Raw genomic sequence first — 12,776 nt, 5'->3', positions numbered from 1 at the left:
TGCCTTCGCGTCCTCGGGGTGGCAGGCTCGGCATTTCGCTCGACCCGCGCATCCGGAGCACAGATGCGACGGCAGCTAATCCGGGGATGGCGGCCAGCGGCCATTGCATGCTGGTCGCCCCTGACGCATCATCGGACCATGAACGTGCGACTGATCGCGTTGCTCGCCTGTGCGCTCGCGCTGTCGCAATCGGCGTGCTCTCCCCCGACCTACGCGCAGGCCTGTCACACGCCGCTACCGCACTGGCGCACTGAATCGGATCGTCTCGATCACGAGGGGTGGTTTCACGAACTGAGAATCGATGCACAGGGCAGATTGCTCGAAGATGGCGAGACCCAAATCTCCGACGTGCAACTGGCTGACCGGATCAGGCGGTGGGGATGGCTGCAGCCGATTCCCCAAGTGATCGTAAACCCCGATCCGGCAGCGCCGTGCGATCGCGTGCAGGCAATTCGGGCCATGCTGGAAGCGTCCCGCCTGTGCCGGGCAATGCAGCACATCAAATGCTTCGAGGGGCGCAGGGATCACATAGTCCGATAGCCGACGGGATCGCGGGCTGCCCCGGACGCCCAACCCCGTAGCAATTCGAAACGCGCTGGCGGGCCACCCGCGCGGCCGCTATGGCGCGATCATGACCACGCATCTCGACACCAAGGCCGCATCACCGACGATCGAGTCGCGCGACCAGCTCATCGCCAGCTTCGCCCGGGGCGAGAAACCGCCCACGGCGTGGCGCATCGGCACCGAGCATGAGAAGTTCGTCTATGCGCTCTCCGACCATCATGCGCCGAGCTATGACGAGAAGGGCGGCATCCGCGATCTGCTCGACGCGCTGACCGCCTATGGCTGGAAGCCGGTGCTCGAGGGCGGCAACGCGATCGCCATGTCGGGCGCCGACGGCAGCATCAGCCTTGAGCCCGCCGGCCAGTTCGAGCTGTCGGGCGCGCCGCTCGACAATCTCCACCAGACCTGCGCCGAAACCGGCCGCCACCTCGAACAGGTCAAGGCGATCGGCGATCGCTTCGGCATCGGCTTTCTCGGCCTCGGCATGTGGCCCGACAAGACGCGTGCCGAGCTGCCGATCATGCCCAAGGGCCGCTACGCGATCATGCTGCGCCACATGCCGCGCGTCGGCACCATGGGGCTCGACATGATGCTGCGTACCTGCACCATCCAGGTCAATCTCGACTATCAGTCCGAGGCCGACATGGTGAAGAAGTTCCGCGTCGGCCTCGCGCTGCAGCCGCTGGCGACCGCGCTGTTCGCCAACTCGCCCTTCACGGAAGGGCGGCCCAACGGCATGCTCAGCTACCGCAGCCATATCTGGTCCGACACTGATCCGGCGCGCACCGGCATGCTGCCCTTCGTGTTCGAGGACGGCTTCGGCTATGAGCGCTATGCCGAATATGCGCTCGATGTGCCGATGTACTTCGTCTACCGCGACGGCAAATATATCGACGCCGCCGGCCTGTCGTTCCGCGATTTCCTGAAGGGCGAGCTCGCCGTTCTGCCCGGCGAAAAGCCGACGCTCGACGACTGGAACGACCATCTCTCGACCGCCTTCCCCGAGGTGCGGCTCAAGACCTTCCTCGAAATGCGCGGCGCCGATGGCGGGCCATGGGGCCGGATCTGCGCGCTGCCGGCCTTGTGGGTCGGCCTGCTCTATGACGATAGCGCGCTCAACGCGGCGTGGGACATGGTCAAGGACTGGACGATGGACGAACGCGAGGCGCTGCGCAGCGCGGTACCCCGCCTCGCGCTCGACGCGCCGATCCCCGGCGGCGGCAAGCTCAAGGATATCGCCGGCGAGGTGCTCGACATCGCCACCGCCGGCCTGACGGCGCGCGCGCGCTTCGACAGCTCGGGCAGCAACGAAACGGGTTTCCTCGATCCGCTGCGCGACATCGTCCGCACCGGCAAGGTGCCGGCGCAGGCGCTGCTCGATCGCTATTACGGCGCGTGGGGAGAGGATGTGTCGAAGGTGTATGAGGAAATGCGGTTCTGATCTGATCTCGCCCCCTCCCTTCCGGGGAACGTCACAAAAATCAGCTCGTCATGCTGAACTCGTTTCAGCATCCATGCGCGGTCAGTCGAACGATGAGCGACGCTCGCGTAGCCACCGTCCGCGCATGCCGAACAGCAATCCAAGACAGCGCGAGACCAATGGATGGAAATGGCCCGCCTTCATGGTTGGCTATTTTTCCGACTCGACCTAATCTTGTTGATGTTGAGTTCGGGTCCGAACCCAGGAACTCAGCCTTCGCTGCGCTGGTCCAAGGTGTGGTGAGGGGCGGAACAGGAAGACGCTCTGCCAAGAAGGTGCGCCCCTTCCAAAAGGGCACATCGCGCCGTCTTCCTGTCCCGTCAGCTACTATGCGTCCGATTCGACCTTGGAGACAAGGTACTGATCCCCGGCATCATCGCTCCCAATGTTAGCATCTGGGCCGTCGAGGAAGGCGCGGTCTTTTTCAAGATAGGTCCACGAGCTAGCTCTGCACATCGAGCGGTGGCTGCAAACCCGCCGTAATCACAGGCGGTAAATCCTGAAATTGCGAAGGTGCATAGCGAGGGAATAGATGAGGCTCATTCGAGTGGTGGACAGCGGTTGTCGCGTTGCCGTTTCAAACCTGTTTTTTTCTGTGGAAAGAGGCTTGACGAATGTTGATGCCCCGATCTCGTAAACACGTGTTGGGGACGTCACGGCATCGAAACCTATTCGGGAAGAGTGTAGTGAAGGACACCAAACCAAAGGGACACCGCACGGGCATTGCCGACATTCCATCGGCGATCGCCAACAGCAAACGCCCGTGGATTGGGTTGCTTGCGCTGGGCTTGATCCTCTCGACGGTGATGTTCGTGTCGTGGCAGACGGGACCGGTACCAGTCGGAATAAGCGCAATTGGTGGCGCGCTCTGGAAGCGGTTTGTGCCGTGATCAGCAGCGATGATCGAGCACGAGCTAAGAACGATCACCGCCGCGCAGTAATCGCTCGCAGCGTAAAAGAGGTGATCTTGCTGCCATAAGCGCATTGGAACGATCGTCGGTTTTCGCCCTCACCCGCCGTGCCCCAGACGACAATTTTACCCGACGACCGGCGTTCGACATCGATAACATGGGCAACGCCATATTGTTCGGCGCGAGCAGAACAGGCGGCTCGTGCCGCCGGTTCGGCTCCTTCGTTGCTCGCCGGGGTGCCCCGCGCGCCACGGATGGCCGCCCCGGCCGCGCTGGCCGCCATCATCGGGACGCAGCCCTCGAGCGCCATCGCTCCACCAACCAACAGTCCGATGATCAAAATGCGCATGGCCCGCGATGCTCCTATTTGTGTCAGCCTATCATGCTGGCGCCCACGCTGCGACTGCCACCATCGATTTCGACCAAGCAGTTATCGTCGAGTTGCAAAACCAGGTCCGATACGCCGTCATTTCCGCTATAAACGCGAGCGGGGCTCAGTCGTATAGCGTAGCTTGACGCAATACGCCTCGATCGCCTATATTTCCTCATGGAAATCGAGTCGATTCGCCACAAGGCACTTCGCCGCTTTGCCGAAACCGGCAGCACGAGGGGCCTCAACGCGAACATCATCGATCGCCTGCGGAATATGCTCTCTTTCCTTACTGCCATTGCGACGGTCGAGGAACTGCTGACCCCGCCGAATTTCGGTGCGCATCAATTGACCGGCGATCGTGCCGGAACATGGTCGCTCACCGTGACGAAGAACTGGCGGATGACATTCCGCCTCAACCAAGCCCTCGCGATCGAGGATCTGGACCTGGAGGATTATCACTGATGGCTATCCAGCTACATCCGACGATCGCCGTCCACCCCGGCGCGTTCCTGCGAGCCGAGATCGTCGCACCCGCCGGGCTGACCGTCACCGCGCTGGCGGCGCATTTCGGCGTGACACGGGCAGCGCTCAGTGCCGTGCTCAACGGCCGCGCAGCGCTGTCCGCCGAGATGGCGCTGCGTTTCGAGCAGGCCTTCGGCGTCCGGGCAGACACCATGATGCGCATGCAGTCCGCCTATGAGCTTGCCCAGGCGCGCCTGCATGGCGCGGTCAGGATCGAACGGCTCACCGAAGCGGCGTAAGGCGATTCTCCAGGCAGATAGGGCCAGCGCAAACCGACAATCCGTTACTGCAGCGCCTTGCACCGCGTCCCTCACCGCCGAGAGCGATTCAACTTCCCCCGCAACTCGTGCAGCACCGGCGCGCGCGACCGCGCCCGCTGTTTCTCATCGTCGTTTATCATCAAGGGGCGCACGCCTCCGGGGCGGCGCTCCTGTTATTGCGCCTGTTCCTCCTGTTATCGGTCCTGTTATCGCCCTGTTGCGCGACCTGTTCCCGACGTAACAGACAATCGCCCTCAACCCGTTGGCGCGGCACACTATTTGCATTGCCGAAATCCATCGGAACAGGGAGCAAAAAACAAAGCGCCGAAATACAGGCTATAACAGGAAGGCAACCGCCGGCACCGGCGCGCTTGTACACGACCCGCCTAACCGATAATCCGCGCCGGCACGCAAAGCGCCTCGTCCGTCCCTCCCTTTAGGTCCGAAGGAACATCGCGCAAATGGTCGCCACCACGCTTGCCGAAGGACGGGACGCGATCATCGCGGTCGGGCGCTGGCTCGATGCCAAGGGCTGGGCACCGGCGACGGCGGGCAATTATTCGATGCGGCTCGCCGATGGCAGCTTCGCCGTCACGGTGTCGGGCAAGCACAAGGGGCGGCTGACCGCGGACGATGTCATGACGGTCGACGCCGCCGGGCATTCGCTCGACGGCAGGAAACCCTCGGCCGAAACCGCGCTGCATCTCGCCATCTATCGCGACTTCCCGGAGGCCGGCGCGGTGCTCCACGGCCATTCCCCCGCGGCGGTCGGGCTGAGCCGCGCCTTCGCCCCCGCCGCCTCTTATGAACTGCGCGGGCACGAGATGCTCAAGGTCCTGCCCGGCATCACCACGCATGACATGGCCGTCGCTTTGCCGATCGTCGACAACAGCCAGGACATGGCGGTGATCGACGCCGCCGTCGCGCGGCAGCTGCTGGCGCCGGGCGCGATCCCGGCCTATCTCATCCGCAGCCATGGGCTGTACGGCTGGGGCCGCGACATGGCGGAAGCGGAGCGGGTGATCGAGGGGATCGAGTGGATGATCGCCGCCGAACTCGCCGAAATCGGGTTCCGTCACGGGAGCAAGCCATGAGCCGGTTGCAGATCTTCGACGACACCGACGGCACCACGCCGCTGCTGGACACAGCCGACCTCGAGACGATCGCGTCCGAGCTTGCGCAGGTCGAAGTCGTGTTCGAACGCTGGCCGACCCTCGACCTCGGCGACATCGGCGATCCCGCCGCAATCCTCGACCTCTACGCCCCCGAGATCGCGCGGCTCAAGGCGCGCGGCGGTTATCGCTCGGTCGACGTCATGTCGCTCGCCCCCAACCATCCCGAGCGCGCGACGCTGCGCGACAAGTTCCTGTCGGAGCATGTCCATGCCGAGGACGAGGTGCGCTTCTTCGTCGATGGCGCGGGGCTGTTCACGCTGCATGAGGGCGGCCGCGTGTTCAACATGCTGTGCACCGCCGGCGACCTGATCGCGGTGCCGGCGGGGATGAAGCACTGGTTCGACATGGGGGCCGCGCCGCGCTTCACCGTGATCCGGCTGTTCGTCAATCCCGATGGCTGGGTGGCGCGCTTCACCGGCGACCCGATCGCCGCGCGCTTCCCCCGCCACGAGCCCGTCGCCGCGTGAAGCCCGCCGCGATCCTGACCGATATCGAGGGGACGACGAGCAGCATCGCCTTCGTCGCCGAGACTTTGTTCCCCTATGCCCGCGCGCGGCTGCCGGCCTTCGTCGCGGCGCATCCGGCCGAGAGCGCACCGCTGCTCGCCGAGGTCGCGGCGACCGAAGCGGGCGATCCGGTCGAAACGCTGCTCCGCTGGATCGACGAGGATCGCAAGGCGACCCCGCTCAAGACCTTGCAGGGCATGATCTGGGCCGACGGCTTTCGCGACGGCGAATTCACCGGCCACATCTATCCCGATGCGGCGGCGGCGCTGCGCCGTTGGCACGCCGACGGCATCGGCTTGCACATCTTCTCCTCGGGCTCGGTCGCCGCGCAGAAGCTGCTGTTCGGCTATAGCGACGCCGGCGACCTGACCCCGCTCTTCTCGGGCTATTTCGACACCACCACCGGGCCCAAGCGCGAGGCAACCTCGTACCACGCGATCGCCGCCGCGATCGGCCTCGCGCCGGCGGCCATTCTGTTCCTGTCCGATACCCCGCAGGAGATCGCCGCCGCGCGTGCCGCCGGGCTGCAGGCGCTGCTGATCGACCGCACCGGCGGCACGGGCGACATCGCCACGTTCGAGGAGATCGACCTGTGAAGATAGTGCTGTGAAACTCGAAGGCCGTCACCAGCGCTCGATCACGCGCACGACCGACGGGCGCGGCGCGCGCATCCTCGATCAGCGCCGGCTGCCCTGGGAGGTCGTCTGGGTCGAGCTACGCAGCGTCGAAGAGGCCGAGCGTGCGATCCGCGAGATGTGGACGCGCGGCGCCCCGCTGATCGGCGCGACCGCCGCCTATGGCCTGGCGATCGCGCTAGCGGCGGATGGCTCGGACGCCGCGCTCGACGCGGCGCATGCGCTGCTGCTCGCGTCGCGGCCGACCGCGGTCAATCTGCGCTGGGCGCTCGATGCCGTCGCGGCGGCGGTGCGCCCGCTGCCCCCGGCCGAACGCGGCGCCGCGGCGTTCGCGCATGCCGATGCGATCTGCGACGAGGATGTCGCGCTCAACCGCGCGATCGGCGAGCATGGGCTCGCGCTGTTCCGCGAGCTGCATGCCCGGCATCCCGACCGGCCGCTCAACATCCTGACGCATTGCAATGCCGGCTGGCTGGCGACGGTCGATTACGGCACCGCGACCGCGCCGATCTATCTCGCGCACGATGCCGGCATCCCGGTCCATGTCTGGGTCGACGAGACGCGGCCGCGCAACCAGGGCGCGCTGCTCACCGCGTTCGAGCTGGCCGGGCACGGCGTGCCGCACACCGTGATCGTCGACAATGCCGGCGGCCATCTGATGATGCAGGGCCAGGTCGACGCGGTGATCGTCGGCACCGACCGCGTCACCGCCAATGGCGATGTCTGCAACAAGATCGGCACCTATCTCAAGGCGCTCGCCGCGCAGGACAATGACGTGCCCTTCTATGTCGCCCTGCCCTACACTACCTTCGACGCCGCCACCGCGACCGGCGCCGAGGTGCCGATCGAGGAGCGCAGCGGCGACGAGGTGACGACGGTCGCGGGTGAGGGCGGGACGATCCGCGTGACCGCATCGCCCGCCGCCAATCCGGCCTTCGACGTCACCCCGGCACGGCTGGTGACGGGGTATCTTACCGAGCGCGGCTTGCTCGCCACGGTCTAGCGTGCCGGCCGGCGACGCCGCGCTCCACGGAATCAGCCGCGCCGCTGCATCATATCTCGATCCCCGGGTGCCATGACGGCACGGCCAATCCGGGGAGCAGCATCATCACGTCGCGCATTTCCTACGCCATCGTCGCTTTGCTCGTCTTCCTGAGCGAAGCCGCCATCGCCGCCTTCGTCCATGACGGCTTCGTCCGCCCGTGGCTCGGCGACGGCCTGGCGGTGGTGCTGGTCTATTGCGCGCTGCGCGCGGTGGCGCCGCTCGGGGTGCGCTCCGCCGCCGTCGGCGCCTTCGCCATTGCCTGCGCGATCGAGCTCGGCCAGTTCGTCCATCTCGTCGACCGGATCGGCCTGGGCCACTGCCGCGTCGCGCGCGTGGTGCTCGGCACCGGTTTCGACCCGTGGGATTTCCTCGCTTATGCCGGCGGCGTGGTCATGCTGCTCGTCGCCGAGGCGGCGTGGCGCGGGCGCCTTGCCCTGACGCAGCACGCGGCCTAACCGGGCGCCACCGCCTTGCGGGCCGTGCCGCATGCCAGAGAAGCGATCCGCATGACGATACCGCCCGACCTGCTGCTGCCCGACCGCACCGGCCTGCCGGCGGAGATCGCCTATCTACGCGCGGCCTGGCCGGCGCCGACCTGGCGCGGGCACGACAATTTCGGCGAGCTCGCCGCCTTCTGGCTGCGGATCCATGCCAATCTGCAAGAACAAGGCGAGGCGCTGCAGCGGATCGTGTCGTCGTTCCGCGAGCGCCGCGCCGACGCTGAATCGTTCCAGCGCCTGTTCGTCCCGCGCCTCAACCATTTCCTGCAGCATCTGAACGGCCATCACCAGATCGAGGATGCCGCCTATTTCCCCAAATTCCGCGCGCTCGACCCGCGCATGGTCGCCGGGTTCGATTTGCTCGAAAGCGACCATGCGATCATCCATGACGCGCTGACCGCTTCGATCGACACCGCGCGCGCGCTGCTCGCCGCGTTGCCGGGCGACGACGACACGCGCCGCCGCGCCACCGACCGCCACGCCGCCGCCGCCGACCGGCTGCACGCGCTGCTCGGCCGGCATCTGGCCGACGAGGAAGAGTTGGTCATCCCGGCAATGCTCGAACATGGCGAGCGCAGCGTCGGCTGAGGTACCGCGTCGGCGACGGCGTCAAGCCTGGGGCGGGTTGCTGTCGAGAGCCACCGGGCGCTGGCGTCCCAGCGCCCAGTCGAACGCACGCGGCACCAGCCCGTTGCGGTCCATCCATGCCGAATAGGCGCGGTAGTCCGGGTCGAGCGACAGATGCCGCTCCTCGGTCTTCGCCCGCCAGTAATAGACCCCGCTGACGCAGCCGAGGATGATCGTCGCGCGCGCCGCATCGACCAGCGAGCCCGTGGTGGTCAGGAACGGGATGGTCGAGATCCACCAGAACAGGTTCTTCGACAGATAGGCCGGGTGGCGCGTAAAGGCATAGGGCCCGTGCGTCAGGATGCCGCGGTTGGTCAGGTTGGAGAAGCGGAAGCCGAAGGCGATCGTCGCCCAGGCATAGATCGCGGTCAGCCCGACCAGCACCGCGCCGGTCGCGGCGAGGAGCACCGGATGCCCGGCGAACCAGTGCATCCAGTCGGACGTGCCGGGATGGTAATCGAGCGGCCCGCCATCGGCCATCAGGATGAACGGCGGATAGCAGATCAGCGCCGCCATCCAGCCCGCGGCATAGGGCGTCGCGGTGCGGATGTGCGAGTCGAGCGGCTTCATCGCGAGGATGTAGCCGACGGTCGCGAACGCCACGTCGATCACGAACATGAAGGTGATCAGCCAGTTGGCCAGCGCGACCGGATCGTGCAGCACCGCCGACAGATCGCCGCGCACGAAATCGCCGAAGCCGCCCGGCACGATCGCCAGCATGAAGGCGAGGAAGAAGGTCTTCACCCCCCAGCTACGCAGATGGTTGAAGATCGCCTCGCGGTCGACCGGCTCGTCGAGCCCCATCAGCCATGCGCCGAGCGACCAGCAACCGTCCTTGGGGTCGGTCGCGCGCTGGTCGAGCAGGATGATATAAGGGATCGAGGCGACGAACAGGATCGGCGCGGCATAGCCGAAGCACCACATCGCAAAGGCGAAATTGCCCTGCCAATAGAAGCGCCCGGTGCCGTAGATCAGCGCGATCCCGGCCCAGGTCAGCCACAGCCCGGCAAGCTTGGTCAGGCTGATATCGATCGTCTCGCGCCACGGCTTGGCATGGCCCCAGGCGATCCCGGTCGAGGCGTTCAGGTGGACCTTGTCGACCAGCACCGCCCAGACCATCATCGGCAGCCCGCACGCCGCGAGATTGACCAGCGCCGCGAACGGCCCGTCCATCCCGTACCAGCGTGCCACGCCGACCCAGCAAAGCAGCCCGGCGAGGCCGGCCAGCCCGCAACCGGTCGAAACGGCGGAGGTCGGGCGCGGATCGGCCTTGGCCGCGGTGGCGAGGGCGGTGTCGTGATACATCGCCGCTGGCCTAGCCCGAAAATGGTAAGCAACCCGTGAAGGATGCGCGGGTGGAGCATTCCCACACCGTCACCCCGGACTTGTTCCGGGGTCCACTGTGCCGCAAGCTCACAGGCCGACGCTCTTGCGGGCCGGTGGATGCCGGAACGAGTCCGGCATGACGGATTGTCTTGCAGGCCCGCCCGCTACTTCGCCCGCGCCTTGGCGATCACCGCGCGCAGCACCACAGGGTCGAAACCGTTGCGCGCCTTGCCCGTGCCGATAAGCCATGCCGGCAATGCCGTGCCCTTGTGATCAACCAGCAGGCGGTCGTTGCGGTTGAGCTCGGCCAGTACCGGGCTGTCGATCAGCGCGTCGCCGCTGAGCGGCGGCAGGCTCGCCGGGTCGATCCCGGCGGCCTTGAGCGCGGCGGCGATACCCGCCGGGCCGGGGTCGCCGCCGGCATCGAGCGCGTGGTGGAACTTGCTCCAGTCGGCGCCGGTCTGCGCGACCGCCACGCTGGTCATCGCCGCCTGGCGTCCCTCCTCCTCGTTGACGAGGATGAGATAGACGACCCTCAGATGCGGATCTGCGGCAATCAGTTGGTCGATCACCGGCTGTGCCGCGCGGCACGCCGGGCAGGCATAGTCGGCAAAGACGAGCAGCGTCACGTCGCCGTCCGCCGCGCCGAGCCAGGCATGGCCGAACGGCACCCCGAATGGCCGGTCCTCGAGCCGCGGTGCCAGTGCGGGATCCTCCTCCGTAGCGGGTGGGGTCTCGGTCTGCCCGGCGGGTGTGGCGGGCGGGCTGCCGGTCTGCGCCGCGGCAGGCCATGCCAGGCCGAGCAGCAGCAGCGCGAGCAGTTGGCGACAGGTCATCGGTCCGGCCCTTTCCGCGGGAAGACGGGAAGCCCGATCCTGCGCCGCCGTGCCCGCGCTCACAAGCCGTTTGCCGCAAGTGCCTGGGATCAGCCGCGCAACAGGCTGCGCGCCACCACCCATTTGTGAATCTCGGTCGGCCCGTCATAGATGCGCATCGCGCGCAGCCGGCTCGCCATCAGGTGCAGCGGCAGCTCGCGCGTCATGCCCATCGCGCCGAAGCATTGCATCGCATGGTCGACCACGGTCCATGCCATCTCGATCGCGTCGGCCTTGATCATCGAGATTTCCAGCCGCACGTCACGCCCCTGGTCGAGCTTCCACGCACAGTCATAGGTCATCAGCCGCGCGGCATGGATGCGCGTCGCGGCATCCGCGACCCAGAATTGCACCGCCTGGCGTTCCGACAGCTTCTGGCCGAAGGTGGAGCGCTGCGGGGCAAAGTCGATCATCATGTCGAGCGCACGCTGCGCCATGCCGATCGACCATGCCGCCATCTCGATCCGCCGCGTGCCGAGCCGCAGCTGCATCGGCGCGAAACCCGCGCCTTCGGTGCCGAGCAGCTTCCACCCCGGGACGCGGCAATCGTCGAGCGCCACCTCATAGGTCGCCTGCCCGCCGATCATCGGGATGCGCCGCAGCACGTTGAACCCGGGCGTGTCGCGGTCGACGAGAAAGGCCGAGATCGCGCTGCGGTCGCCGTGGCGCCCGGTCACCGCCATGACGATGGTGAAGTCGGCCTCTGCCGCGCGGCTGATCCAGATCTTGCGGCCGCTCAGCACCCAGTCCTCGCCATCGCGCACCGCCTTCGTGGTCATCGCCGCCGGATCGGAGCCCGCGCCGGGCTCGGAGATGCCGATCGCCGAGATCGTCTCGCCGCGCACATAGGGTGCGAGATAGGCGTCGCGCTGGCGCTCGGTGACGGTCGCCATCAGCATGCGCAGATTGGGCGAGTCGGGCGGCAGCGTATAAGGCACGATCGTCCGCCCGATCTCCTCATTGACCCCGACCATCGCCACCGCCGGCAGATCGACCCCGCCGACATCGAGCGGCGCATCGAGCCCCCACAGTCCCATGTCGCGCGACACCGCGTCGACCTTTGCGGCTTCCTCCGCGGTCAGCGCGGGCGACTGTCCCGCCGCCTCACGCTCCAGCACGCGCGGCTCGAGCGGCATCAGCTCGCTGTCGACGAAGCGCCGCACCAGCTCCTTGAGCATGCGATGCTCGTCATCCAGTTCGAAGTTCATGCCGCTACCCGTCCCACGTTCCTACCGCCGCTCGTCATGCCCCAGTGCGGCAGCGCAAGGAACACCCGTCGGCGGGCGCAGCAACATCGCACATCGGCGCGTCGCAAACGCTGTCGGGCGGCTTTGCACTATTACGCACCAATAGTATGATGATCCAATTCACGACCGGTAGATCGGATTCCTTCATGGCAACCGTACGCAAGACCATCACGCTCACCACGCAGCAGGATGCGTGGATTGCCGCCCAGATCGAGGCCGGCAGCTACACCAATGACAGCGAGGCAATCCGCGATCTCATCCGGCGCGCGCAGGAACGAAGTTTCGAAATCGAGACGATCCGCCAGGCGCTGATCGAAGGCGAGCAGAGCGGCGCGCCGGAGCGGTTCGATTTTGCCGCCTTCAAGCAGCGCAAAACCGCAGAGCATGGCTGAATTTCGCCTCACGCCGCGCGCTCAGCGCGATCTCGACGCGGTGTTCGACTACAGCGTCGCGCAGTGGGGCTTGCGGCAAGCGCTGGATTACACCGACCTGATCGCGGCCGCCTGCGCCGATCTCGCCGAGGCGCCGCAGCGCGCGCAGGACTGTACGAGCATCAGGCCGGGTTATCGCCGGCGCAGCATCGAACAACATGTCATCTATTTCCGCGTAACGCGCTCCGGCATCGCTGTCGTCCGCATCCTGCACCAACGCATGGATGCTGCCCGTCACCTTTGATGCCGTCTGACATGACCGGAAAGGCTTGCGAACACCGGCAAGTCATCCGGCGCGA

17 protein-coding genes are annotated in these 12,776 nt (G+C 66.5%); 13 read left to right on the top strand and 4 right to left on the bottom strand.

Going from position 1 to position 12,776, the window contains the following annotated elements; genetic code table 11:
• The first annotated feature begins 138 nt into the window (after nucleotides 1-138).
• The 3 genes from U1839_RS01165 to U1839_RS01155 all read left to right on the top strand — a co-directional run bounded on the left by U1839_RS01165 (nucleotide 139) and on the right by U1839_RS01155 (nucleotide 2,934).
• Nucleotides 139-540, top strand: a complete 402-nt coding sequence (locus U1839_RS01165) for a hypothetical protein (protein ID WP_332801841.1) — start codon at nucleotides 139-141, stop codon at nucleotides 538-540.
• A gap of 91 nt (nucleotides 541-631) precedes the next feature.
• Nucleotides 632-2,005: a glutamate--cysteine ligase gene (locus tag U1839_RS01160; RefSeq protein WP_332801840.1), complete on the top strand. Its 1,374-nt coding sequence runs from the start codon at nucleotides 632-634 to the stop codon at nucleotides 2,003-2,005.
• 725 nt (nucleotides 2,006-2,730) lie between these two features.
• Nucleotides 2,731-2,934: a hypothetical protein gene (locus tag U1839_RS01155; RefSeq protein WP_332801839.1), complete on the top strand. Its 204-nt coding sequence runs from the start codon at nucleotides 2,731-2,733 to the stop codon at nucleotides 2,932-2,934.
• A 34-nt stretch (nucleotides 2,935-2,968) separates the two neighbouring features.
• Here the strand turns inward: U1839_RS01155 and U1839_RS01150 are convergent, their stop codons facing one another.
• On the bottom strand, nucleotides 2,969-3,304 hold the full coding sequence (locus U1839_RS01150) for a hypothetical protein (RefSeq protein WP_332801838.1): 336 nt from the start codon (nucleotides 3,302-3,304) through the stop codon (nucleotides 2,969-2,971).
• A gap of 198 nt (nucleotides 3,305-3,502) precedes the next feature.
• Here U1839_RS01150 and U1839_RS01145 point away from each other — a divergent pair, with 198 nt between their 5' ends.
• The 8 genes from U1839_RS01145 to U1839_RS01110 all read left to right on the top strand — a co-directional run bounded on the left by U1839_RS01145 (nucleotide 3,503) and on the right by U1839_RS01110 (nucleotide 8,559).
• Nucleotides 3,503-3,790 carry a type II toxin-antitoxin system RelE/ParE family toxin gene (locus U1839_RS01145; protein ID WP_332801837.1) on the top strand — a complete coding sequence of 96 codons (288 nt, stop codon included), beginning with the start codon at nucleotides 3,503-3,505 and terminating at the stop codon, nucleotides 3,788-3,790.
• Complete coding sequence (locus U1839_RS01140) at nucleotides 3,790-4,089, top strand: HigA family addiction module antitoxin (RefSeq protein WP_332801836.1); 300 nt, start codon at nucleotides 3,790-3,792, stop codon at nucleotides 4,087-4,089. The genes U1839_RS01145 and U1839_RS01140 overlap by 1 nt, the downstream gene beginning before the upstream one ends.
• Before the next feature lie 482 nt (nucleotides 4,090-4,571).
• Nucleotides 4,572-5,204 (top strand): methylthioribulose 1-phosphate dehydratase, encoded by a 633-nt coding sequence (locus U1839_RS01135; RefSeq protein ID WP_332801835.1) that lies wholly within the window; start codon nucleotides 4,572-4,574, stop codon nucleotides 5,202-5,204.
• Nucleotides 5,201-5,752, top strand: a complete 552-nt coding sequence (locus tag U1839_RS01130; RefSeq protein WP_332801834.1) for a 1,2-dihydroxy-3-keto-5-methylthiopentene dioxygenase — start codon at nucleotides 5,201-5,203, stop codon at nucleotides 5,750-5,752. Before U1839_RS01135 ends, U1839_RS01130 begins: the two co-directional genes overlap by 4 nt.
• Nucleotides 5,749-6,387, top strand: a complete 639-nt coding sequence (gene mtnC / locus U1839_RS01125) for an acireductone synthase (RefSeq protein WP_332801833.1) — start codon at nucleotides 5,749-5,751, stop codon at nucleotides 6,385-6,387. Before U1839_RS01130 ends, mtnC begins: the two co-directional genes overlap by 4 nt.
• 10 nt (nucleotides 6,388-6,397) lie before the next feature.
• Nucleotides 6,398-7,429 (top strand): S-methyl-5-thioribose-1-phosphate isomerase, encoded by a 1,032-nt coding sequence (mtnA, locus tag U1839_RS01120; RefSeq protein ID WP_332801832.1) that lies wholly within the window; start codon nucleotides 6,398-6,400, stop codon nucleotides 7,427-7,429.
• A gap of 137 nt (nucleotides 7,430-7,566) precedes the next feature.
• The gene (locus U1839_RS01115) at nucleotides 7,567-7,926 is read left to right on the top strand and encodes a ribosomal maturation YjgA family protein (RefSeq protein ID WP_332801831.1); all 360 of its coding nucleotides are present in this window, start codon (nucleotides 7,567-7,569) and stop codon (nucleotides 7,924-7,926) included.
• Nucleotides 7,927-7,977: 51 nt separating this feature from the next.
• Complete coding sequence (locus U1839_RS01110; protein ID WP_332801830.1) at nucleotides 7,978-8,559, top strand: hemerythrin domain-containing protein; 582 nt, start codon at nucleotides 7,978-7,980, stop codon at nucleotides 8,557-8,559.
• Between the two features lie 21 nt (nucleotides 8,560-8,580).
• Here U1839_RS01110 and U1839_RS01105 read toward each other — a convergent pair whose 3' ends face one another.
• The 3 genes from U1839_RS01105 to U1839_RS01095 all read right to left on the bottom strand — a co-directional run bounded on the left by U1839_RS01105 (nucleotide 8,581) and on the right by U1839_RS01095 (nucleotide 12,007).
• Nucleotides 8,581-9,903 (bottom strand): methyltransferase family protein, encoded by a 1,323-nt coding sequence (locus U1839_RS01105; protein WP_332801829.1) that lies wholly within the window; start codon nucleotides 9,901-9,903, stop codon nucleotides 8,581-8,583.
• 185 nt (nucleotides 9,904-10,088) lie between these two features.
• Nucleotides 10,089-10,760: a thioredoxin domain-containing protein gene (locus tag U1839_RS01100; protein ID WP_332801828.1), complete on the bottom strand. Its 672-nt coding sequence runs from the start codon at nucleotides 10,758-10,760 to the stop codon at nucleotides 10,089-10,091.
• An 89-nt stretch (nucleotides 10,761-10,849) separates the two neighbouring features.
• The gene (locus tag U1839_RS01095; protein WP_332801827.1) at nucleotides 10,850-12,007 is read right to left on the bottom strand and encodes an acyl-CoA dehydrogenase family protein; all 1,158 of its coding nucleotides are present in this window, start codon (nucleotides 12,005-12,007) and stop codon (nucleotides 10,850-10,852) included.
• A 44-nt stretch (nucleotides 12,008-12,051) separates the two neighbouring features.
• Here U1839_RS01095 and U1839_RS01090 point away from each other — a divergent pair, with 44 nt between their 5' ends.
• Together U1839_RS01090 and U1839_RS01085 are read left to right on the top strand one after the other, a co-directional pair.
• A complete protein-coding gene (locus U1839_RS01090; RefSeq protein ID WP_332801826.1) occupies nucleotides 12,052-12,438 on the top strand; it encodes a type II toxin-antitoxin system ParD family antitoxin in 387 nt (128 codons plus the stop codon).
• Nucleotides 12,431-12,721 (top strand): type II toxin-antitoxin system RelE/ParE family toxin, encoded by a 291-nt coding sequence (locus U1839_RS01085; RefSeq protein WP_332801825.1) that lies wholly within the window; start codon nucleotides 12,431-12,433, stop codon nucleotides 12,719-12,721. The genes U1839_RS01090 and U1839_RS01085 overlap by 8 nt, the downstream gene beginning before the upstream one ends.
• Nucleotides 12,722-12,776: the final 55 nt, after the last annotated feature.

Source organism: Parasphingomonas halimpatiens, assembly GCF_036663795.1.
In the GTDB taxonomy this organism is placed as follows: domain Bacteria; phylum Pseudomonadota; class Alphaproteobacteria; order Sphingomonadales; family Sphingomonadaceae; genus Sphingomonas.
This window is presented reverse-complemented; position numbering and strand designations above follow the sequence as displayed.

Coding starts and splice junctions, on each gene's coding strand:
- U1839_RS01165 (WP_332801841.1), top strand. CDS start 139: ATGAACGTGCGACTGATCGCGTTGCTCGCCTGTGCGCTCGCGCTGTCG.
- U1839_RS01160 (WP_332801840.1), top strand. CDS start 632: ATGACCACGCATCTCGACACCAAGGCCGCATCACCGACGATCGAGTCG.
- U1839_RS01150 (WP_332801838.1), bottom strand. CDS start 3,304: ATGCGCATTTTGATCATCGGACTGTTGGTTGGTGGAGCGATGGCGCTC.
- U1839_RS01145 (WP_332801837.1), top strand. CDS start 3,503: ATGGAAATCGAGTCGATTCGCCACAAGGCACTTCGCCGCTTTGCCGAA.
- U1839_RS01140 (WP_332801836.1), top strand. CDS start 3,790: ATGGCTATCCAGCTACATCCGACGATCGCCGTCCACCCCGGCGCGTTC.
- U1839_RS01135 (WP_332801835.1), top strand. CDS start 4,572: ATGGTCGCCACCACGCTTGCCGAAGGACGGGACGCGATCATCGCGGTC.
- U1839_RS01130 (WP_332801834.1), top strand. CDS start 5,201: ATGAGCCGGTTGCAGATCTTCGACGACACCGACGGCACCACGCCGCTG.
- U1839_RS01110 (WP_332801830.1), top strand. CDS start 7,978: ATGACGATACCGCCCGACCTGCTGCTGCCCGACCGCACCGGCCTGCCG.
- U1839_RS01105 (WP_332801829.1), bottom strand. CDS start 9,903: ATGTATCACGACACCGCCCTCGCCACCGCGGCCAAGGCCGATCCGCGC.
- U1839_RS01100 (WP_332801828.1), bottom strand. CDS start 10,760: ATGACCTGTCGCCAACTGCTCGCGCTGCTGCTGCTCGGCCTGGCATGG.
- U1839_RS01095 (WP_332801827.1), bottom strand. CDS start 12,007: ATGAACTTCGAACTGGATGACGAGCATCGCATGCTCAAGGAGCTGGTG.
- U1839_RS01085 (WP_332801825.1), top strand. CDS start 12,431: ATGGCTGAATTTCGCCTCACGCCGCGCGCTCAGCGCGATCTCGACGCG.